20 protein-coding genes are annotated in these 20,727 nt (G+C 61.9%); 12 read left to right on the forward strand and 8 right to left on the reverse strand.

Annotation, left to right across the window (positions count from 1 at the left end; all coding sequences use genetic code 11):
* Window positions 1-8: 8 nt before the first annotated feature.
* Window positions 9-551: a carboxymuconolactone decarboxylase family protein gene (locus J5274_RS17340; RefSeq protein ID WP_142830755.1), complete on the forward strand. Its 543-nt coding sequence runs from the start codon at window positions 9-11 to the stop codon at window positions 549-551.
* A gap of 5 nt (window positions 552-556) precedes the next feature.
* Here J5274_RS17340 and J5274_RS17345 read toward each other — a convergent pair whose 3' ends face one another.
* Window positions 557-985: an OsmC family protein gene (locus J5274_RS17345; protein WP_142830753.1), complete on the reverse strand. Its 429-nt coding sequence runs from the start codon at window positions 983-985 to the stop codon at window positions 557-559.
* Between the two features lie 158 nt (window positions 986-1,143).
* On the opposite strand from J5274_RS17345, the gene J5274_RS17350 reads away from it, so the two are divergent.
* From J5274_RS17350 to J5274_RS17370, 5 genes are all read left to right on the forward strand, one after another.
* Window positions 1,144-2,409, forward strand: a complete 1,266-nt coding sequence (locus tag J5274_RS17350) for a glycerate kinase (RefSeq protein WP_142830751.1) — start codon at window positions 1,144-1,146, stop codon at window positions 2,407-2,409.
* A gap of 95 nt (window positions 2,410-2,504) precedes the next feature.
* Window positions 2,505-2,660 carry a hypothetical protein gene (locus J5274_RS17355; RefSeq protein WP_153816486.1) on the forward strand — a complete coding sequence of 52 codons (156 nt, stop codon included), beginning with the start codon at window positions 2,505-2,507 and terminating at the stop codon, window positions 2,658-2,660.
* 283 nt (window positions 2,661-2,943) lie between these two features.
* Entirely contained in the window at window positions 2,944-4,689 is a 1,746-nt protein-coding gene (gene ggt, locus J5274_RS17360; RefSeq protein ID WP_142830749.1) for a gamma-glutamyltransferase, read from the forward strand.
* A 236-nt stretch (window positions 4,690-4,925) separates the two neighbouring features.
* The gene (locus J5274_RS17365) at window positions 4,926-6,374 is read left to right on the forward strand and encodes an MFS transporter (RefSeq protein WP_142830747.1); all 1,449 of its coding nucleotides are present in this window, start codon (window positions 4,926-4,928) and stop codon (window positions 6,372-6,374) included.
* A gap of 84 nt (window positions 6,375-6,458) precedes the next feature.
* Window positions 6,459-8,033 carry an alpha/beta fold hydrolase gene (locus tag J5274_RS17370; RefSeq protein WP_219274698.1) on the forward strand — a complete coding sequence of 525 codons (1,575 nt, stop codon included), beginning with the start codon at window positions 6,459-6,461 and terminating at the stop codon, window positions 8,031-8,033.
* A 146-nt stretch (window positions 8,034-8,179) separates the two neighbouring features.
* Here J5274_RS17370 and J5274_RS17375 read toward each other — a convergent pair whose 3' ends face one another.
* The 4 genes from J5274_RS17375 to J5274_RS17390 all read right to left on the reverse strand — a co-directional run bounded on the left by J5274_RS17375 (window position 8,180) and on the right by J5274_RS17390 (window position 11,844).
* Window positions 8,180-9,211, reverse strand: coding sequence for a hydroxyacid dehydrogenase (locus J5274_RS17375; RefSeq protein ID WP_142830743.1), 1,032 nt, complete (start codon window positions 9,209-9,211; stop codon window positions 8,180-8,182).
* A 126-nt stretch (window positions 9,212-9,337) separates the two neighbouring features.
* Window positions 9,338-10,615 (reverse strand): L-fuconate dehydratase, encoded by a 1,278-nt coding sequence (locus tag J5274_RS17380; protein ID WP_143123188.1) that lies wholly within the window; start codon window positions 10,613-10,615, stop codon window positions 9,338-9,340.
* Between the two features lie 222 nt (window positions 10,616-10,837).
* Complete coding sequence (locus J5274_RS17385) at window positions 10,838-11,224, reverse strand: hypothetical protein (protein WP_142830739.1); 387 nt, start codon at window positions 11,222-11,224, stop codon at window positions 10,838-10,840.
* A gap of 236 nt (window positions 11,225-11,460) precedes the next feature.
* Complete coding sequence (locus tag J5274_RS17390) at window positions 11,461-11,844, reverse strand: DUF427 domain-containing protein (RefSeq protein WP_142830737.1); 384 nt, start codon at window positions 11,842-11,844, stop codon at window positions 11,461-11,463.
* 216 nt (window positions 11,845-12,060) lie between these two features.
* Between J5274_RS17390 and J5274_RS17395 the strand changes: the two genes are divergently transcribed.
* Window positions 12,061-12,369: a hypothetical protein gene (locus J5274_RS17395; protein ID WP_142830735.1), complete on the forward strand. Its 309-nt coding sequence runs from the start codon at window positions 12,061-12,063 to the stop codon at window positions 12,367-12,369.
* 5 nt (window positions 12,370-12,374) lie between these two features.
* On the opposite strand, the gene J5274_RS17400 is transcribed toward J5274_RS17395, so the two are convergent.
* The gene (locus J5274_RS17400; RefSeq protein WP_142830733.1) at window positions 12,375-12,578 is read right to left on the reverse strand and encodes a hypothetical protein; all 204 of its coding nucleotides are present in this window, start codon (window positions 12,576-12,578) and stop codon (window positions 12,375-12,377) included.
* Between the two features lie 351 nt (window positions 12,579-12,929).
* Here J5274_RS17400 and J5274_RS17405 point away from each other — a divergent pair, with 351 nt between their 5' ends.
* The 5 genes from J5274_RS17405 to J5274_RS17425 all read left to right on the forward strand — a co-directional run bounded on the left by J5274_RS17405 (window position 12,930) and on the right by J5274_RS17425 (window position 18,877).
* Window positions 12,930-13,841 carry a hypothetical protein gene (locus J5274_RS17405; RefSeq protein WP_142830731.1) on the forward strand — a complete coding sequence of 304 codons (912 nt, stop codon included), beginning with the start codon at window positions 12,930-12,932 and terminating at the stop codon, window positions 13,839-13,841.
* 132 nt (window positions 13,842-13,973) lie between these two features.
* Window positions 13,974-14,486, forward strand: a complete 513-nt coding sequence (locus J5274_RS17410) for a (2Fe-2S)-binding protein (protein WP_142830729.1) — start codon at window positions 13,974-13,976, stop codon at window positions 14,484-14,486.
* On the forward strand, window positions 14,483-15,499 hold the full coding sequence (locus tag J5274_RS17415; protein ID WP_142830727.1) for a xanthine dehydrogenase family protein subunit M: 1,017 nt from the start codon (window positions 14,483-14,485) through the stop codon (window positions 15,497-15,499). Before J5274_RS17410 ends, J5274_RS17415 begins: the two co-directional genes overlap by 4 nt.
* The gene (locus tag J5274_RS17420; RefSeq protein ID WP_219274699.1) at window positions 15,496-17,763 is read left to right on the forward strand and encodes a xanthine dehydrogenase family protein molybdopterin-binding subunit; all 2,268 of its coding nucleotides are present in this window, start codon (window positions 15,496-15,498) and stop codon (window positions 17,761-17,763) included. The genes J5274_RS17415 and J5274_RS17420 overlap by 4 nt, the downstream gene beginning before the upstream one ends.
* A 10-nt stretch (window positions 17,764-17,773) precedes the next feature.
* Complete coding sequence (locus J5274_RS17425) at window positions 17,774-18,877, forward strand: catalase family protein (protein WP_142830724.1); 1,104 nt, start codon at window positions 17,774-17,776, stop codon at window positions 18,875-18,877.
* Here the strand turns inward: J5274_RS17425 and J5274_RS17430 are convergent.
* Both J5274_RS17430 and J5274_RS17435 read right to left on the reverse strand, forming a co-directional pair.
* Window positions 18,874-20,163, reverse strand: coding sequence for a DUF763 domain-containing protein (locus J5274_RS17430; RefSeq protein WP_143123190.1), 1,290 nt, complete (start codon window positions 20,161-20,163; stop codon window positions 18,874-18,876). The genes J5274_RS17425 and J5274_RS17430 overlap by 4 nt on opposite strands.
* A gap of 51 nt (window positions 20,164-20,214) precedes the next feature.
* Window positions 20,215-20,712 carry a GAF domain-containing protein gene (locus J5274_RS17435; RefSeq protein ID WP_142830720.1) on the reverse strand — a complete coding sequence of 166 codons (498 nt, stop codon included), beginning with the start codon at window positions 20,710-20,712 and terminating at the stop codon, window positions 20,215-20,217.
* Window positions 20,713-20,727: the final 15 nt, after the last annotated feature.

Below are 20,727 nucleotides of genomic sequence, written 5' to 3' on the forward strand. Positions count from 1 at the left end.
CAGCACCGATGAGCCATCTGTCACACTTCGACTACGCCACAGCATCCGATGAGGCCCGTGCCGAGCATGACCGCGAGGTACTCCTTCGCGGCCGGATGACCAACATGAAGCGGACGCTGCTGCATTCGCCTGTGGCCCACCGCATCTATGCTGAATGGTTTACCCTCCGCGAAGAGCTGCGCCCCGATCTCGACGACCGCGCCGTATGGCTCTTCTGCCAGGCAATCGCCATCGAGTGCCGCTCCATCATCCCCGTCGGCTTTTTCCGTCGCGCGCTGATCAATGCCGGCCTGAAACCCGAGACGATAGAGCCAAGCCCAGACGAGGCCACGCTGATCGCCTTCGGCAAGGCAATGGTCGCGGATTCGAACGCCATTCCTGACGAGATCTGGGCGCGCCTCAAAGCCCGCTACGATGAGCCGACGCTGGTCAACCTCGTGGCCTTCGGGGGCATCATGATCGCTACGGCGATCTTCAACAACACGGTCAAGATCGACATCGATCCCGAACTTGGCCCCTTTCTTGAAGGTTTCGTGATGCCGCCCCGCTAATGGGCCTAGCCAACCACCACCGTTGAAAATTCGGGGTTGCCGCGGATGGTGTTGCTGACGGTGCAGATCTCGCCTTCGGCGGCGTGAGCGATGGCGTTACGGGTTTTGTCGTCGAAGTCGCCCTTAATGGTGAAGACGATGTGGAACGTCTCGACGCGCGACACGCCCGAGGCTGCCTTCTGTCCGGTTACCTCGGCCGTCACTTCGGACAGCTTGTCCAGCACGCCCATCTGTCCTGCGGCCATGCGGGCGCTGAGCACGAGGCAGGCGGACAGCGATGCGTAGAGCAGGTCGAGCGGGTTGAAGCCGACCTGCGACGGCGCCGTCACCACGTTGATCTCGCCGCCGGTAACCGACGTCACCTGCGGAAAGCCGGTGCGGCCGAGCACGGCCCTAGCGCCCGTCTGCCGTTCCTTGCCCTTCAACTCAACCATGTCGAAAACCCCTGCCTGCAATTTACCTGTCGATGCGAAACAGATAGGCATTTCGCGTCAGGGAAACAATCGCCGTCCTTGTGTCAATCCCGCCGTTGAGGCTTGCAACGCGAGCGGCGTTGGTTCATGCCCGTGTTAACGACATCAGGCAGACAACCATGACCGTCACCGATCCCCGCGCCTTTCTCACAGCCCTGTTCGATGTGGCCGTCGCTGCGGCCGATCCACTGGCAGGCATCCGCCGCCATCTTCCACGGCAACCGAAAGGCCGAACCATCGTCATCGGCGCAGGCAAGGGCTCGGCGCAGATGGCCGCAGCGCTGGAAAGCTGCTGGGACGGACCGCTGGAAGGGCTCGTCGTCACACGCTACGGCTTTGCCGTTGCCTGCGAGCGCATCGAAATCGTCGAAGCGTCGCACCCCGTCCCCGATAGATCTGGGCTCGATGCCGCGACGCGGCTGCTGCGTCTGGTGCAGGGGTTGAGTGCCGACGATCTGGTGATTGCGCTGATATCGGGAGGCGGCTCGGCGCTGCTGCCTTCGCCGGCCGTAGGGCTGACGCTTGACGACGAGATTGCCGTCAACCGCGCCCTCCTCGCATCCGGCGCGCCGATCTCCGTCATGAACACCATCCGCAAGCATATCTCGACCATCAAGGGCGGCCGGCTTGCCGTCGCCGCCTATCCCGCCAAGGTCGTCACCCTTGTCGTCTCCGATATCCCGGGCGACGACCCGGCGCTCGTGGCCTCCGGCCCGACGATTGCCGGTACCGGCGATCGCTCCGACGCACTGGACTTCATCCGGCAATATTCTCTCGCCCTTCCCGCCAATGTCCTCGCGCACATCGGAAGCCCGCAAGCCGATGCACCGGCCACCGACGACCCGCGTTTTGCGCGCAACGAAGTCCACGTGATCGCCTCGGCAGGCGTTTCGCTGGAAGCAGCCGCGAACGCATCCCGCGCCTTCGGCATCGAAGCAGCCATCCTGTCCGATTCGATAGAAGGCGAGGCCCGCGAGGCGGCCCGTGTGCATGCTGCCATTGCCCGCGAAATAGCGGCGCGCAATCGCCCGTTCGCAAAACCCGTCGTGCTTCTGTCAGGGGGCGAGACCACGGTGACGGTGGCCGGCGACGGCAAGGGTGGCCGGAACTCGGAATTCCTGCTGTCTCTCGCCATCGATATCGACAGTTTTGAGGGCATCGACGCCATCGCCGCCGATACGGATGGTATCGATGGGAGCGAGGACAATGCGGGAGCCTTTGCGGACGGCAGCAGCGCTGTCCGCATGCGCGCGGCTGGCATCGTGCCCGCCGATCGCCTACGCAACAACGACGCCTGGTCGGCTTTTCACGCCATCGGCGATATCTTCGCCCCGGGTCCGACCGGCACCAACGTAAACGATTTCCGCGCCATCCTGATCCGCTAGCGCAGCAACCCTGCGGGCCTATTGATTTAGGATTTGGAGCAATCGTCGCATCGACCATAGGCAGCGGCGGTGGATGTCCAGCGGAAGAAATGGCTGTGGCAGCCAACGCATTCGATTTTGGTGACGGGACTTTTCTTGGCGGGACGCGCAAGAAATGGCAGGCGATTCTCGGTCTTCCACTGCTCAAGCCTGGTGACGATCATGTCGCCCTCCCGCAAACCGCGTTCTGTCTCGAAACAAGACTGCCCTAGTTTGGAAATTTTGCGAGAGCCCGGCCTGTCCAGACACATTAAATTTTTTCAACAGCGTTAATCGATAGTAAAAATACAATAAGTAGCCCGTGAGAAATAACGTTTCTATTGTTGAAATCTGCAGACAAGCTCCACCATACAGCTGTTCACCAGCCGATTTTCAAGCGACTCACATCCCTGCGCCACAGGACGGTATCGCCATTACTTCCGATTCAATTATGACTGGACATATGGGGAAGGCAGCGCTCTTCTGGCGTTTATCCTGTTTCGGAGAACCGACGACATGCACCTGACTGCCAAGCGCTTGACCCTGACCGCCCTGATCCTGACGCTCGACCTGATAGCAGTGATGCCGGCCTCTGCAGCTTCCCCGCAACCGGTGAAGGCAGATCACGGCATGGTGGTCACGGCCCAGCACCTGGCAACAGATGTCGGGGTCGCAGTCCTGAAAAGCGGTGGCAACGCTATCGATGCCGCTGTCGCGGTTGGCTATGCCCTCGCGGTTGTCTATCCGACAGCTGGCAACATCGGCGGAGGCGGCTTCATGACCATCCGCCTGAAGGACGGCAGGACAACCTTTCTCGACTTCCGCGAGCGGGCGCCGCTTGCCGCCACCAAGACGATGTATCTCGATGACAAGGGCAACGTCGTCAAAGGCGCCAGCACCGAGGGCTACCTTGCCGTCGGCGTGCCGGGATCGGTGATGGGCCTCGAGACGGCGCGCGAAAAATACGGCACGAAATCGCGCGAGGAGCTGATGGGGCCGGCAATCCGCTATGCCCAGGAAGGCTTCACGCTCGACCAAGGCGATGTCGTCGAACTCGGCGGCGGCCAGAAGCGCCTGTCGCGCGACCCGGCTGCGGCTGCCATCTATGTCAAGCAAGATGGCAAGTCGTTTGCGGTCGGCGACCAGTTGCGCCAGCCGGACCTCGCCGCCACCTTGTCGCAGATTGCCGAGAACGGTCCTGACGGATTCTACAAGGGCCGGACGGCAGATGCGATCGTCAAGGCGAGCCAGGACAAGGGCGGCGTCCTCGCCAAGGCAGACTTCGACCAGTACAAGGTCCGCGAACTCGCACCGGTCACCTGCAATTACCGGGGTTACGAGATCGTCTCTTCGCCCCCGCCCTCCTCCGGCGGCGTCATCATCTGCGAAATCCTCAACGTGCTCGAAGGCTATCCGCTGTCCTATCTCGGTTACGGCTCGGCAGAAACAGTACATCTGATGGTCGAGGCCATGCGCCACGCCTATGTCGACCGCAACGCGCCCCTTGGCGACCCCGACTTCGTCGACAACCCGGTCGCAAAGCTGCTCGACAAGGGCTACGCCAAGCAGATCCGCGACAGCATCGATCCCTACCGCGCCGGCGTCTCCAAGGACCTGATGCCGAAGGGTTTTGGCGAGAGCCACGAGACCACCCATTATTCGATTATAGACAATGACGGCAACGCCGTGGCCGTCACCTATACCCTGAACGGCTCGTTTGGCGCCGGCGTCGTCGCACCCGGTACCGGCGTGCTGCTCAACAACGAGATGGACGATTTCACCTCCAAGCCCGGCGTGCCCAATCTCTATGGCCTAGTGCAGGGCGAGGCCAACGCCATCCAGCCGAAGAAGACGCCGCTGTCGTCGATGAGCCCGACCATCATCGCCAAGGACGGCAAGCCCTTCATGGTCATCGGCAGCCCTGGCGGTGCCCGCATTATCACCATCACGCTCGAGACGATCGTCAACGTCATCGATTTCGGCATGGATATCCGCCAGGCCATCGATGCACCGCGCATCCATCACCAGTGGCTGCCGGACAAGGTCTTCACCGAGCCCTACGCGCTGTCACCCGACACGATGCGGCTGCTTGCCGCCATGGGCTACAACGTCGCGGTCGACAAGGACTGGCCGATCTGGGGCCAGGCAGCCGGCATCTTGGTCGGCGGCAAGAGCGTTGCCGAGATCGCGGCCGGCGGTGGTGCGCGCTACAACGGCGCGATGGACAGCAGGGCCGGTTCCGGCACGGCGAGCGGCTACTAGCGCGGTATCTGCCGGCAAAATCCGGCCGTCGCCTGCCAGATCCGGGCAAAACTGTTGCAGGTCTGCAAAATAAGTCTGCCTTTCTAGTTTTGCGGGGTTGATCTGCATAATTGCATATAGCAAAGCTGGAAAACGAGGCGTATACCGGCCCGGTTCAAATGCGGCTCTTGCGCCGTTACCAGATTTGCGGGTCTGCCCCCGGGCTCCCACCGCACCACCGAGAGCGATAACCGACGATGTCGGATCAGACCTATCCGTCCGCCTCCCGGCCGGCGGCACCAAATTTCCGTACGATTGCGCTGATCGTCGCCAGTTCGATGTTCATGGAACAGCTGGACGCCACCGTGCTGGCAACGGCCCTGCCGACGATGGCGCGCGACTTCAACGTCAGCCCGCCGGCAATGAGCATCGCGCTGACATCGTATCTGCTCAGCCTGGCGATTTTCATTCCCGCCAGCGGCAAGATCGCCGACCGCTTCGGCTCGCGCACCGTGTTTCGCAGCGCCATAGCCGTGTTCGTATTCGGCTCCATCCTCTGCGCACAGGCTCCGACATTGTCCTTCCTCGTGGTCGCCCGGCTGATCCAGGGGATCGGCGGCGCCATGATGATGCCGGTCGGCCGTCTCGTGCTGATGCGCAGCGTCGACCGCAAGGATCTGGTCTCGGCCATGTCCTGGCTGCTGGTGCCGGCGCTGATCGGCCCGATCGTCGGACCGCCGGTGGGCGGCATGTTCGTCACCTACCTCGACTGGCGCTGGATCTTCTACATAAACGTGCCCATCGGCATCCTTGGCTTCGTGCTCGTCAGCATCTTCATCGAGGACGTCAAGGGACCGGCGAACGGACCGTTCGATCTCTCCGGCTTCATCCTGTCCGGCATTTCGCTGGGCTCCCTGCTGTTCGGCTTCGAGATGTCCAGCCGCTCGGGCGAAGGCTCCATGGCCATCATGCTGATTGCGATAGGGGTGCTGTTCGGCATCGCCTATCTCAGACACGCCAAGAAGCATCCGTCGCCGATCATGGATTTCTCGCTGATGCGGGTGCCGAGCTTCGGGGCGTCCGTCATTGCAGGCTCGCTGACCCGCATCACTCAAGGGGCACAACCGTTTCTGATCCCGCTGATGCTGCAGCTCGGCTTCGGCATGTCGGCAGCCGCTGCCGGCCGGATCGTCATCGCCACGGCCATCGGCTCCATGGCCATGAAAGCCCTGCAATCAAAGGTGCTGAAACGTTTCGGCTTCCGCAACAGCCTCATGGTTTTCGGCGTCATCGGCACGCTCGGCTACGGCACCTGCGCCGCCTTCCGTCCGGATTGGCCGATGCCGCTGATCTTCGTGATCCTGATGCTGTGCGGCTTCTTCATGTCGTTCCAGTTCACGGCCTACAACACCATCGCCTATGACGAGATCGACAGAGACCGGATGAGTGCTGCCACCAGCTTCTACACGACCTTCCAGCAACTGATGCTGTCGCTCGGCATCTGCGTCGCAGCCCTGGCGCTGCACGGCTCGATGTTCATCCAGGATCACCAGCAGGCCGAACTCAACGACTTTTCAGCCGCCTTCATCGTGGTCACGCTGATTTCGCTGAGCGCGACGATCTGGAACTCCCGCTTTTCGAAGACCGCCGGCGCCGAAATGAGCGGCTACAAGAGCAAGCGTCCGTCGCCGATCAGTGAACACTGAGGGCTCGCCGGGCGCATTGATGCCAACCCTCCTTCCGGTCTAGATGAGCTCAGGTCGCAAAGCGGGCAGAGCCCTGGAGCAGAGATGGTCGCCGGTATCCACCACATCACGCTGATTACCCGCAAAGTGCAGGCAAACGTCGATTTCTACGCGGGCTTCCTCGGGCTGCGGCTAGTTAAGCGTACTGGCGGTTTCGAGGATGCGACGCAACTGCACCTGTTTTACGGTGACGCCAGCGGCTCGCCAGGCTCGCTGGTAACCTTCCTCGTCTGGGAAGACGGGTCGCCCGGCCGCGCCGGCTACGGACAGACCGGCGAGATCTCGCTTGCCATTGATCCCCTCAGCATCGGCTTCTGGCTAACCCGATCCCTCACCTTCGGCCTGAAGGTGGAAGGGCCCATGGATGAATTCGGCGAACCGGTGCTGCGGCTGAAGGACCCGGATGGCATGATCGTCAAGCTGGTCGGGAACACCGGATTGCACGCCGGCACGCCATGGGCATCGGACGGCATTCCCGGGGAACACGCCATCCGCCGCCTGCGCGGCGCGACTCTGTTTACCGAGAAGCCCGGGGAGACGCAGTCTTTCCTCGAACGACATTTCGGCTACCGGCCGCAGGCGACCGCCGGCAACATCCGCCGCATGGTCTCGGAGCCCGGCGACATCATTGATGTCCGGGATGCCGCCGGCTTCTGGTCGAGCGCGCCGGGAACAGGCACCGTCAATCACGTCGCCTTCCGCGCCAACGACGATGCAGAACTGCAGGCCGTTCTCGGCACTCTGCAGGATTCAAATTCGGGCACCGTCAACGTCCACGACCGAAAGTATTTCCGGTCGCTCTACGTCCGCGAGCCCGGCGGTATCCTGTTCGAACTCGCGACCGATACGCCCGGCATGCTGATCGACGAGGAGAGCAGTACACTCGGAACGAAACTGTTCCTCCCGGCCGGCAATATCGAGCGGGAGCGCGAACTGACACTGCTGATGCCGCAATTTGCGATGCCCGGCGAGCCGAGGGTGATCTATCGCGACCTGCCCTTCGTCCACCGCTTCTATACGCCCGAAGACGCCGACGGCAGCGTGATCGTGCTGCTGCACGGCTCCGGCGCCAACGAAACCAGCCTGTTGCCGCTTGCCAACCGCATCGTACCGCGCGCCACGCTGCTCGCAGTACGCGGCTGCGCCGAAGAGGACGCGCTACCGCGCTGGTTCCTGCGCCTCACGCCTTTCACCTTCGTCCAGAGCGATATCGTCAGCGAGGCCGAAGCCTTTGCCGCCTTCATCGAGGGCGCTATCAAGGCCTATGGTCTCAAGGCTCAAAGAACCGTCTACCTCGGCTATTCCAATGGCGCCAACCTCCTCAACGCAATGCTGTCGCTCCATCCGCACGTGATCCACCGTGTCGTACTGCTGCGTTCGATGCCGGTCCTCGACCAGCGTCCGCAGGCTGATATGAGTGATGTGGACGTGCTGATGATCTCGGGCGAATTCGACGACTACGGCCGCTACGCTGAGACGCTGCGCACCGAACTTGCCACTGCCGGTGCCGACGTCGAGCTCCGGATCGTGCCGCACGGCCACGAGTTGACCGATGACGATGTGGGGATCGTGCGGGCTTGGCTGGATAAGACGCATCGAGCCGAGGACAGCGTGGTCTGAGACACTGCTGAGTTAGGTCGTTCGACGCAAGACGCCCCCCTCTGTCGGCGACGCCGACATCTCCCCCACAAGGGGGAGGGGAGATGAGCCGTAGGCTTCCGGGCTGCCTTACAAGAAATCCGAGCACCGGCGTTAAATCCAACCCCTCAGTTCTTCGTCACCGGCTTGGAGCGCATCCGCGATACCGTTTCGCGCTCGGCGCGCTTGCAGCGCATCGGCGGCAGGCCTCGGTCCATGAGGTCCATGTCCTCGATGACCATGTCGCCCATCTTCTTGAAGGCGCTATTCAGCGCGCCTGCGCGGTGTGCGGAGCGGATGAAGCCCTTCAAACGGCGCACCGGGTGGTCCTTGCCCAGCGGCTCTTCCGGATAGACGTCACTGGCAGCGACGATGTGGCCCGAGGCTACGGCGGCCATCAGCGCGTCGAAATCGACGACGTCAGCGCGGCTGAGCAGGATGAAGGCCGCCCCCTTGCGCATGCCGGCAAAGGCCTCGGCACCAAGAAAGCCCTTGTTCTCGCTGGTGACGGACGCGACTACGAAGACGAAATCGCTGTTCGCCAACACGTCGTCGAGGCTGGCAGGCTGCACGCCAAAATCCTCGAGAATGGAGCGCGGCATCCAGGGATCGTAGACCTTTATCTTCACCCTGAAGCCACTGAGGACCCTGTTCAGCGCCTTGCCGAGATCGCCGAAGCCGACAATGCCGATATCGGAGCCACTGATCTGGCGGGCGCCGGCATTGCCGTCGCCGCCCCAGAGTTCGTTGCCTTCGCGAAACGCGACGTCCGCATCGACGATATCGCGCGCCAGACTGAGAGCGAAACCGAGACCGATCTCGGCCACGGGCTCGGCAAACACCTGCCCGGTGGTCACGACATGGATGCCGCGCTGGAACAGCACGTCATAGGGCATGTTGTTCATCAGGTTGCTCTCGACGTTCAGAATGCAGCGCAGCTGCGGCATCCGGTCGAGCGTTTCATGGGAAAGCGGCGGCTGACCGATGATGTAGCGAGCCCTGCCGAGAATATCGTCGCCAAGGCCGGCGATGTTTTCCGGGTCGGCTTCGACGATCTCGTATGTCGCCCTGAGATGCGCTAGCGCTTCCGGCGTGAAGATCAGTTCGAGCGTGCGCGGCTCGGGCGCGCTGATGGCCAGCGGCCGGTGTGTGGTGGGCATAGAATCTCCTGTCGTCTGACGCCACTCCCCGGGCGCGTCTCGGTGAAACATGGCGAGTAACGGAAAAAACCGCAATGGCCGCGAACGCTCCTCTCGTCCGCGGCCCGCCGCAGGCCTGAAACGCGTTCAGCCGCGGAATGTGTATGTTTCGATCGATTGCGGCTTCATCTCAATCGAGAAGCCCGGCATGCTCGGCGGCATGTAGGCAGCGTCCTTGATGATGCAGGGATCGAGGAAATGCTCGTGAAGATGATCGACATATTCGATCACACGGCCGTCCTTCGTGCCGGAAACCGCGATGTAGTCGATCATCGACAGGTGCTGCACGTATTCGCAGAGACCGACGCCACCGGCGTGCGGCCAGACCGGCAGATTGTATTTGGCCGCAACCAGCAGCACAGCCAGCACCTCGTTCAGACCGCCCATGCGGCACGAATCGATCTGCACGATATCGATCGCCCCCTCGGCGATAAACTGCTTGAACATGATGCGGTTCTGGCACATCTCCCCAGTCGCCACCTTCACCGGCGCCACGGCTTCGCGGATCTTGCGATGGCCGGCGATATCGTCCGGGCTGGTCGGCTCCTCGATAAAGAACGGTTTGACAAAGGCCAGCTGGTTCACCCAGTCGATGGCCTCGCCGACTTCCCAGACCTGATTGGCATCGATCATCAGATAGCGGTCGGGGCCAATGACCTCGCGGGCAATCGTGAGGCGACGGATATCGTCCTCGAGGTCGCGGCCGACTTTCATCTTGATATGATTGAAACCGGCATCGATCGCTTCCTGGCAGAGACGTCGCAGCTTGTCGTCGCTATAGCCGAGCCAGCCGGCCGAGGTCGTGTAGCAGGCATAACCGTCGCGTTCGAGGGTGGCGATGCGCTCCGCCTTGCCGCTTTCGGCTTTCTTCAGCAAAGCCACGGCCTCGTCGCGCGTCAGCACGTCGGTCAGGTAGCGATAATCGACGATATCGGCGATCTGTTCGGCGTCCATCTCGCTGACCAGCCGCCAGACCGGCTTCCCCGCCTGCTTGGCGAGCAAATCCCAGACCGCGTTGACGACGGCGCCGGTTGCCAGATGCATGGCGCCTTTCTCAGGGCCGATCCAGCGAAGCTGGCTGTCGCTGGTCAGGTGCCGCCAGTATTTTCCGGGATTTTCGAGCACAGTCGCAAGATCGGTGCCGACAACCAGATGCGCCATCGCCTTGATTGCCATGCAGCAGATCTCGTTGCCGCGGCCGATGGTGAATGTCAGGCCATGGCCGGAAAGGCCCGGCTGGTCGGTCTCGAGAATGACGTAGGCCGCCGAATAGTCCGGGTCGGGGTTCATCGCATCGGATCCGTCAAGGCTGAGCGAGGTCGGGAAGCGGATGTCGAATACGCGGAGATCGGTGATACGCGTCATGGCGGCTGCTCCTTGGAATCAGCGACTGGGCGCTGGCGCTAACGGGCCGCAAAATCCAGCAGGCGCCCATGCGGATTGTTCTTATGTGAAGAATATTTTCACAGATGGGTCGCGCGTGCAAGATCGCCAAGCGCACAGAGAGGTCGGGAGTGCCCTTTTCACGACACTAAAAAGCCGCCGGTCTTTGCAAACCGGCGGCCTTTCAATCCATCCCGAACCGACCTAGCGGTCGGAAATATCTTCCGCCTGGCGCTCGGCCACTGCGGCAACCGGCACTGCGCTGTCATCGGCCAGAAGCCGCTTGCGCACCAGGACGCTCATTACGCGGGCGGCTGTCGAAAATGTCATCGTGTCGAGCGGGCCTTCGCCTTCCCAGGGTTTTGTGAGACGCTCGGTCACCGCGCCGAGCAGGTTGCTCGGCATGATGTCGGTGCAACCCCGCATCGCCTCGAAGGCGGCACTGATCGGAAAGATCCGGCCTTCAAAGGTGACCAGCGGCTCGGAGCTGTCGGCGCCCCATTCCTCGAAAGCATGGATAGCTTCGCGAAAAAGCTGCTGCAGGGTGATCGGTGCGTGCCCGTCATGGAGGGCTGGCAGTACATTGGTCATGGCTGTCTCCTTCTATGAAGGTCCGAGGACCTCCGGTAAGGCCGGCAACATGGGTAACGAAACGTATTCCCGTTGGCCAACTAACACGACCGAGTCTATAGATTAATCAGGATTAGGAAAGCCCCCAATGGGCAGTTCGTCGATTACGCTTCACTTTCAAGAGCTTATTTAGAATATCATGCTGATGAAAGTTGATGCAGCGCACCGGCTGAGCGCCTCCGTGGGGGCATATGCTGTCACGTCGCCGGGGTGATTTTGATATCATCGACGCGATTGGGATAGAAAGCCATGAAGCCCTTTATGGCTGCAACTGCCTCGTGGGGCGTCTCGTAGGTCCATATCGCATTCTCCGAGCGCTCGCCGCCACCGGGTATGCTGTAGTAGGAACAGTCGCCCTTGTAGGGACAATGGGTGCTGTGATCGGTTCTCTGCAACGCCGTCATGTCGACGTCCTCGCGGGGTATGTAGAGCACCGGCGGATATGACGCCTCCCGCAAGCTGAGCGCGCGGCGCGTGTCGGCGATTGTCTTGCCTGCCACCGTAACGACGACATGATCGTTCGTTTGCTCGATCGAGATGGGGTGGTCGGGTCCGGGGATCTTCATCGGGTTTTGCGGCATGTCCATTCCTCCACCGTGCCCGGCGCCTTGCCGGGCTATCTTCACGATATAGGGTGGCGCGGCGTCGACGCAATGCACGCCTCGGGCGTACCCTCTTCCCTTGTGGTTACGCGTTAAGGTTTACAGCGGAAGCGGCTGGAAGTAGCAATCGCGCTGGCATAGGGATGCCCGGTAAATAGCTGCAATGATTGCAGTCCACGCCGGGAGGCCCGATCCATGCTCATGACCTCGCGCGAAGCTGCAGATCTCGGTTTTCAGGTAATCCTGGCGATCGGCGCAGTCACCTGGGGCATGGCGGTGGCGGATGTCTCGCTCAGGGGCCGGCAAACGACAGTTCACATCATAGACATCGGACGTCCCGTCCTCTGGGCAGCTGTGCCCATGCACATCGATCGACTTGATCAGATGTTTGCCGTCAACGCAGCAACACCGATGGCACCCCGGCCGGAAAACGACATCTGTATCGACGCGATCGGACTGAGAATGGCGTGCGACCTCATCGCCCCACGTCCGCGATCATCGTAAGCCGTTCAACCCTCGAGCATGGTCCTGAGTTCGGCGGGGTCGCTGATGCCGAACTCGTACCAGTCGATCAGCGAACGTGCGGCCACCTGAGCATCGGGGCTGTGGATGTCGACAGACTTGTCCACGCACCAGGCGTCGAGCACCGCCTGCAGCATGCCGAGATCGCTGGATTGAATGCCTTCCTTGGGCCAGTCCGTCGTTGTCGTCATCACTCGCCCTCGCCTTCGATCCCTGAAGCACAGACCTTACCCGCAATCGCCACATTTTCAACAAATTTGCTCAGCTTGCCGGGCTGTTAACTCCGACCCGTGGGATATTTGCCGCATTTGGGCAAGCCACAAGGCGAGCTGCAACTTTTGCCATGAAATCAGGAACCAACTTTCCACTTGCTAGTTCCTGCTACGGTTGGTCGCGCCACATTTGCGGCAACTCAAGATAAATGCATAAGGCCAGTCATCTGGCAGGAGGTTATTATGGGTCGTGGTATTTTGCTTTGGTTGCTCGGCATTCCGATTCCGCTCATCATCATCATTCTCCTATTCGTTCGATAGGAGGTCGCAGTGACCATTCCAACAACCGGCTACGAGGCGGCTGCCCCAGTCGAATCGTCGGCCTCCGCCGTAAGCTGGGCACCGGTGATCGCCGGTGCCGTGGCTGCCACGGCGATCACCCTGATACTTCTGCTGGTCGGCTCCGGCCTTGGCCTGACGATGGTGTCTCCTTGGGCTAACGCAAGCTCGTCGGCGGCTACTGTCGGCGTCGCTGCAGCCGTATGGCTCATCGTCATCCAGTGGCTTTCGGCTGGCGTCGGTGGGTACCTGACCGGCCGGCTTCGCACGAAATGGACCGGCGTCCATACTTACGAGGTCTTCTTCCGTGACACTGCCCATGGGTTTCTGTCATGGGCAGTGGCAACGATCGTCGTCGCCGGCCTGTTGAGCTCGGCTGTCAGCTCCGTTATCGGTGCTGGCGCGCAGGCAACGGCAGTTGTCGCCGGCGGTGCTGCAGCAACGGCTGGTTCCGCTGCTGCCTCGAGTGCTTCCCAGTCTTCAAGCACCTTCTCGCCTGCCTACTACACCGATGCACTGCTGCGGCCTTCGCGTCCTCAGGCTGCTCCCGGCAGCGACAGCAACGAGAACGTCACTGCCGAAGTGTCGCGCATCTTGCTGACTGGCGCGGCCGATGGCGGTATTTCGCCTGACGACCGCACCTATCTGCAGCAGGTGGTCGCCTCGCGCGCCGGCCTGTCCGATGCCGACGCCAAAGCCCGCGTCGATACCGTCCTCAAGCGTATCGACGATGCCAAGGTTGCCACGCAGCAGGCAACCGACAAGGCTCGCAAGAGCGCATCGGTCGTTGCTCTTCTTGGAGCCCTGTCCCTGCTTGTCGGCGCCTTCATCGCCGGTGTAGCCGGCGCCATCGGCGGCCGTCAGCGCGACGAGGACGAAGAACGCATGGCGCTCAACGCCTGAGCCAGCTTTGCAATTGATCCGGGAGGCGGCCTCAAGCGGGCCGCCTTTTTTATTTGCTCTGCAACCGGTGAGCGTCTTCGGAACAAACTGCGCCTTTTGAGGTTTGACCCCTGTCCCACTGAAAGGTTTCCTATGCAAAACCGATCCCCAACGCCGTCCGGCTTCACGGTGCCGGTCGTCCTCACCATCAATGGCGAAAAGCATGATCTTCAGGTGGCGCCCTGGACGACACTGGTCGATCTCCTGAGGGAAGATCTGCATCTGACCGGAACGAAGAAGGGCTGCGACCACGGCCAATGTGGCGCATGCACGGTGCTGATTGACGGTGTTCGCCTGAATTCGTGCCTCATCCTCGCTGTCACCCGTGACGGCGCCGAAATCACCACCATCGAAGGTGTCGGCGAACGCGACAATCTCCATCCGATGCAGCGCGCCTTCGTCGAAAACGACGCCCTGCAGTGCGGATACTGCACCCCCGGCCAGATCTGTTCCGCCATCGGCCTCGTCAACGAGGGCAAGGCCAGCAACCGAACAGAAATCCGCGAGCTCATGAGTGGCAACATCTGTCGGTGCGGAGCCTACACCAACATCGCCGATGCGGTCGAAGACGTGCTGTTTGAAGACCACCGGGAGGCAGCCGAATGAACCGGTTCGAATACATCAAGCCCGCCAACGTCAGCGAAGCGGTTGCCGCACTCGCATCGAACGCCGGTGCGCAGGTTATCGCTGGCGGCACCAACATAGTCGATCTGATGAAATACGACGTTGTCGCCCCTTCCGTGCTCGTTGACATCAATGGCCTCCAGCTGAAAGACATCGAAGCGCTGCCCGACGGTGGATACCGGATCGGAGCACTCGCATCCAACAGCGACATCGCCTATCACGAAGGTATCCAGCGGGACTATCCGCTGCTCTCCAGCGCAATTCTTGCCGGCGCTTCCCCGCAGCTCCGCAACGCGGCCACAGCGGGCGGAAACCTGCTGCAGCGGACACGTTGCTATTATTTCTATGACCCGTCGACGCCGTGCAACAAGCGCGAGCCGGGCAGCGGCTGTTCCGCCATCGGCGGCCTCAACCGGATCCATGCCATTCTCGGCACGAGCGATAGCTGCATTGCAACCCATCCATCCGATATGTGCGTCGGGCTGGCGGCGCTCGATGCGGTTGTCGAGGTCACCGGCCCGGACGGCGAACGCACCATCGAATTCGCCGATTTCCATCGGCTTCCCGGCGATATGCCGGAAAAGGACAACACGCTGATGCACGGCGAAATTGTTACCGGCATCCGGATCGATGGCAAGCCGAGCACCACCCATCACACGTACCTGAAACTGCGCGACCGTCTTTCCTATGCCTTCGCGCTGGTATCCGTGGCCGTGTCGCTGGACATGGACGGGGGTGTTGTATCCGGCGCCCGTATCGCGCTCGGCGGCGTTGCCCACAAGCCATGGCGTGACAGGCAGGCCGAGGCAGCGCTCATCGGGCGCCAACCTTCGGAGGCCGATTTCCGCGCCTTCGCCGCTACGCTGCTTGCACCCGCAAAGGGCCAGGGCAGCAATGATTTCAAGATACCGCTGGCAGAGAAGGCCATCCTGCGTGCCCTGAGGCAGGCCGTTGCCGGAACCCCGCAGGTCCAGTCCGTAAAGGCGATCGCATGAAAGAGAGCCCCTTGAGCACCAACACACGCCATATCGGCCATCCCGTCCCGCGCGTCGACGCAGGGCTGAAAGTCACTGGCCAGGCGACGTATTCCGCCGAATATTCCGAACCTGGCCTGCTGCACGGCGCCGTCGTGCTGAGCACCATAGCCGTCGGCAAGATCGTCAGCATCGACACCACGGCCGCGAAGGCCTTTCCCGGTGTCGTGGAGGTCTTCACCCACGAAAACCGGATGGACGTCGCCACGTCGGACAAGAAGTGGCAGGACGATACCGCAGCCCCGGGCCATCCCTTCCGACCGCTCGATTCCGACAAGATCCTCTTCGACGGCCAGCCCGTCGCTTTCGTCGTCGCCGATCGATTCGAGACCGCCCGCGATGCGGCGGCACTGGTGAAGGTACAATACGAGGCAGCCGAGGCGCATACCGACATCGAGGCGGAGCGCGGCAACAGCTACGTGCCGCCTACCAAGAGAAACGGCATAGCACCTCCCCCGAAGCCCCGCGGCAAGGCAGAAGAAGCCTATGCATCGGCGCCCTTCAAGGTATCGGCGGATTACGCGCTGGAAGGTGAACACCACAATCCGATGGAGATGTTTGCCACCACCGTGCTGTGGGAAAATGACAAGCAGCTGACCATCTACGACAAGACGCAGGGCTCGCAGAACTCGCAAAAATTCGTTTGCAATGTCTTCGGGCTGGAGCAGGACGACGTGCGCGTCATCAACGCATATGTCGGCGGCGCCTTCGGTGCCGGCCTGCGCCCGCGCCACCAGCTTTTCCTCGCTGTCATGGCAAGCCTGCAGCTGAAGCGCTCCGTGCGTCTGGAACTGACACGTCGCGAAATGTTCTATCTCAGCTTCCGCCCGCTGATGTTGCAGACGGTGTCGCTTGGCGCCGATGCCAACGGCCAGCTGCAATCCGTCATGCACGACGTGGTTTCCGGCACGTCGCAGTTCGAGGACTACCAGGAAGTCGTCGTCAACTGGTCGGGGCTCGCCTACCGCTGCGAGAACGTCAAGCTGGGCTACGAACTCGCCAAGCTAGACACGATGACACCGGGCGACATGCGCGCCCCGGGCGCCGCCTCCGGTTTGTTCGCGCTGGAATCTGCGATGGACGAACTCGCCTATGAGATCGACATCGATCCGCTCGAACTCAGGACCCGCAACTTCATCCATTTCGACCAGAACGACGACAAGCAGCTGACCAGCAAGGCGTTGCATGCCTGCTACCGGCAGGGTGCGGAACGCTTCGGATGGTCGAGGCGCCAGATGCAGCCGGGCTCGATGCGCGACGGCAACGAACTGGTTGGCTGGGGCATGGCCACAGGCTTCTGGGACGCGATGCTCAGCCCCGCCGAGGCCAAGGTTCGCTACACCGGCAATGGCCAGATCGTCGTGGAAGCGGCAGCCAGCGATATCGGCACCGGCACCTACACGATCCTGACGCAGATCGCCGCCGAAGCCTTCGACGTTGCCATGGACCAGGTCGTCGTTCAGATCGGCGATTCCACCCTGCCGACGACCACGGTCGAGGGTGGCTCCTGGACAGCCGCCTCCACGGGTTCAGCCGTACAGGCCGGCTGTCAGGCTGTAATCCAGCAGATCCTGACGCTGGCACAGAAGACCAAGGGATCGCCACTCGACGACGCCAAGATAGGCGATGTCGTCATCCGCGAGGGCCGCCTGGTGCTGAAGACGGACGAAACCAAGGGAGCGACCATCGCCGATCTCCTTGCCGCCGAGGGGCTGTCGTCTCTCGAGGGCGACGGCTCGGTGGCACCGGACAAGATGCAGATGATGAAGTTCATCAGCTACGCCCATTCCGCAGTGTTTGCGGAGGTGCGTGTCGATGCGGAACTGGGTGTCGTTCGTGTCACCCGCATCGTCAGTGCGATCGCTGCCGGCAAGATCCTCAACCCGAAAACGGCACGCAGCCAGATTCTCGGCGGCGTCGTCATGGGGATTGGCATGACATTGCATGAAGAAGGCATGTGGGACCACCGCAGCGGCCGGATCATGAACCACAACCTTGCCGAATATCACGTGCCGGCCCATGCCGACATCGACGATATCGATGTGATCTTTGTCGAGGAATTCGACGACAAGGCAAGCCCCATCGGCATCAAGGGCCTCGGCGAAATCGGTCTCGTCGGCGTCAGCGCGGCGATTGCCAACGCGATCTTCCACGCCACTGGCAAGCGCCAGCGAAACCTGCCCGTGACCATCGACAAGATTATCGACCAAACGATGCCAGCCTGAGGACGACCCCATGACAAAGAGCCCACCGCACAATCCGCAGGCCTACCGCGACGATCTGGAAACCGTCGAAAAGGACGAACCGGAGACCGCCCGCGCACTGGCGGACACCATGCTGTCGATCTCGCACAAGACCTACCGCGACGGAGGCCATGCCATCCGCAGCGTCCATGCTAAGAGCCACGGCCTGCTGGAAGGCGAGTTCCGGGTCATGGACGGCCTGCCGCCCGAACTGGCGCAGGGCCTGTTTGCAAAGCCTGCCAGCTACAAGGCTTTCGTGCGGCTATCGACGACGCCCGGAGACATTCTCCATGACAGCGTCTCGACACCGCGCGGTCTGGCGTTGAAAATCGTTGATGTCGATGGCCCGAGGCTTGACCCGGAAGACGACAGCGCATCCCAGGATTTCCTGATGGTCAACGGCAAGCAGTTCAACGCGTCGAGTGCAAAGGCCTTTCTCCTAAACCTCAAGGCACTGGCGGCAACCACGGACCATGCCGACAGCCTGAAGGAAGTTGCCTCAAAAGTCCTGCGTGGCATCGAAAGCGTTATCGAGGCTGTAGGAGCAAAAAGCGCCTCGATCATCTCGCTGGGCGGCCACCCCGAGACGAATATCCTCGGCGAAAGTTTCTTTGCACAGCTTCCCCTTCGCTACGGCGATTATGTCGCCAAGTTCGCGCTCGTTCCACAATCCGAAGAGCTGAAAGCGTTGACCGGCCAGGAGTTGGATCTCAACCACAATCCAGACGGGCTGCGCGAGGCCGTATCCGACTATTTCCGCAGAAACAAGGCGGTCTGGGAGTTTCAGGTGCAGCTCTGTTCGAACGCGGAGGAGATGTCGATCGAGGATGCCGCTGCCGTCTGGGACGAGGAAAAAAGCCCGTTTATCACGGTCGCCACCCTGACGGTCGAGCCGCAGCCGTCCTGGACGCAAGAGCGCGACCGCGAGATCAACGACGGCATGTCCTTCCGCCCCTGGAACGGCCTTGCCGCTCACCGTCCGCTCGGCAGCATCATGCGGATGCGCAAGCTTGCCTACGCCCGCTCCGCAGCCTTCCGCTCGGAACGCAACCAGACCCCGGTCGAAGAGCCTACCGAGAAGGCCCTGACCGCCTAGCTAAGATCAGCCTTGCGGCGGCCGCTTTCAGCATCCCTAATTTCAACACTGTCTTCGGCTGATTCCCAGCCGAAGACGCTCCGGCCGCCCCACTCCGCCGAGCGGCGGAATTCGCCGGCGACGATCTCCTTCAGATCGGGGCCGGTAACGTAGCGCTCCAGCTGGCGTGTCTGGTCGTCGAGCCGTTTCAGCGCCTGCATCTCCTCGTCACGACCGAGGCGCCCTTTGCGCACCGCCGATTTCATCACGTTGATCGTCTCGTCATAGACCTTTAGCGGCACCGGAAACGGATGCCTATCCTTGCCGCCATGGGCGAGCGAGAAACGCGCCGGGTCGGAAAACCGGCAGGGCGCGCCGTGCACCACTTCCGCCACCATGGCCAGCGCCCGCACCGTGCGCGCGCCGACACCGGGCACCAGCAGCAATTGCGAAAAGTCCTTCGGACCACGATCGGCCGCAGCAGCTATCGCGCCATGCAGCCGTCGCATGTTGACATCCTCCTGCCGAACATCGTGATGGGCGGGCATTATCAGATGCGGCAGCGTCATTTGATCGGATAGTTTGCGCGGTTTTCCGGCAGCCTCGAGATCGATGACTTCGCGCAGGATGCGGTCGGGACCGAGGGAGGCCAGCAGATCCAGCTGGCCGGAGCGCGATTGGTCCGCTCGCCGGTCTGCAAGATTGACGATCTCGCCGAGGCTATGACCTTCGATAGCGGCGTGCGGCGAATCGAGGAAGCTTTCGAGCCCGGCCGATTGCCAATGGTAGCGCCGCGCCTGCCTCGCCTCGCCGTTCATGCCCTGCTGCACCACCACCCACTTGCCGTCGTCGGTGACGATGAAGCCGTGCAGATAGAGATCGAAGCCGTCCTGCAGCGCTGCACTGTCCACCTTGGCGACGAGCCGGCTGGTCGTCGCCAGTGCTGCGCCATCGATGCCGACACGCCGCCCGATGGCCATCAGCTCGTCCGGCGTCTTGCGCGATTGCGCGCCTCGACCGCCGCAGACATGGATGCCCAGTTCACCGGCCATCGGCGCCAGCCCGCGCTTCAGCGCTCCGATGACGCTCGTGGTGATACCGGACGAATGCCAGTCCATCCCCATCACCGAGCCAAAGGATTGAAACCAGAAGGGATGAGCAAGTCGGCTGAGAAACTCGTCGCGACCGTAATGCTGGACGATGGCCTCGGTGATCAGCGCACCCAGCCGTGTCATGCGCTGCCCCAGCCACGGCGGCACACGACCACCATGCAGCGGCAGATCCGCGCTTCCCGCCCTTTTCGTCACGAACCCATTCCTCTCAGCCGATTACCCCCAAATCACAGGCGACGATGGTTGTCAGCCATCCCAAGCCGTCGCACCGATAAAGATCGCCGCCATCGCTTCGATGCCGGCCTGATCGACACGGTCGAAACGGCCCGGCAGCGGGCTGTCGAGATCGAGCACCCCGAACACCTGGCCATCGCGGATCAACGGCACGACCAGCTCCGAGCGCGAAGCGGCATCGCAGGCGATATGGCCGGGAAAGGCATGGACATCCTCGACCAGCATGGTCTGCGCCTTCTCCACCGCCGTCCCGCACACACCACGGCCCACGGCGATCCGCACGCAGGCAGGCTTGCCCTGAAAAGGCCCGAGCAGCAATTCGTCCTCCGACTGGAGAAAATAGAAGCCGGCCCAATTGATATCGGGCAGCATCTGGAAGATCAGCGCCGAGGTATTGGCAGCATTGGCAATCGCATCCGTCTCGCCGGCAAGCAGGCCGCCCAGCTGCGCCTGCAGCGCATGGTAGAACTCCGCCTTGTCGGCATGTGCAATCATGGTTTCCTGGAACATCGCCTATCCCCCGTA

Origin of the sequence: Rhizobium sp. L51/94 (genome assembly GCF_019355555.1) — a bacterium.
GTDB lineage: Bacteria > Pseudomonadota > Alphaproteobacteria > Rhizobiales > Rhizobiaceae > Rhizobium > Rhizobium rhododendri.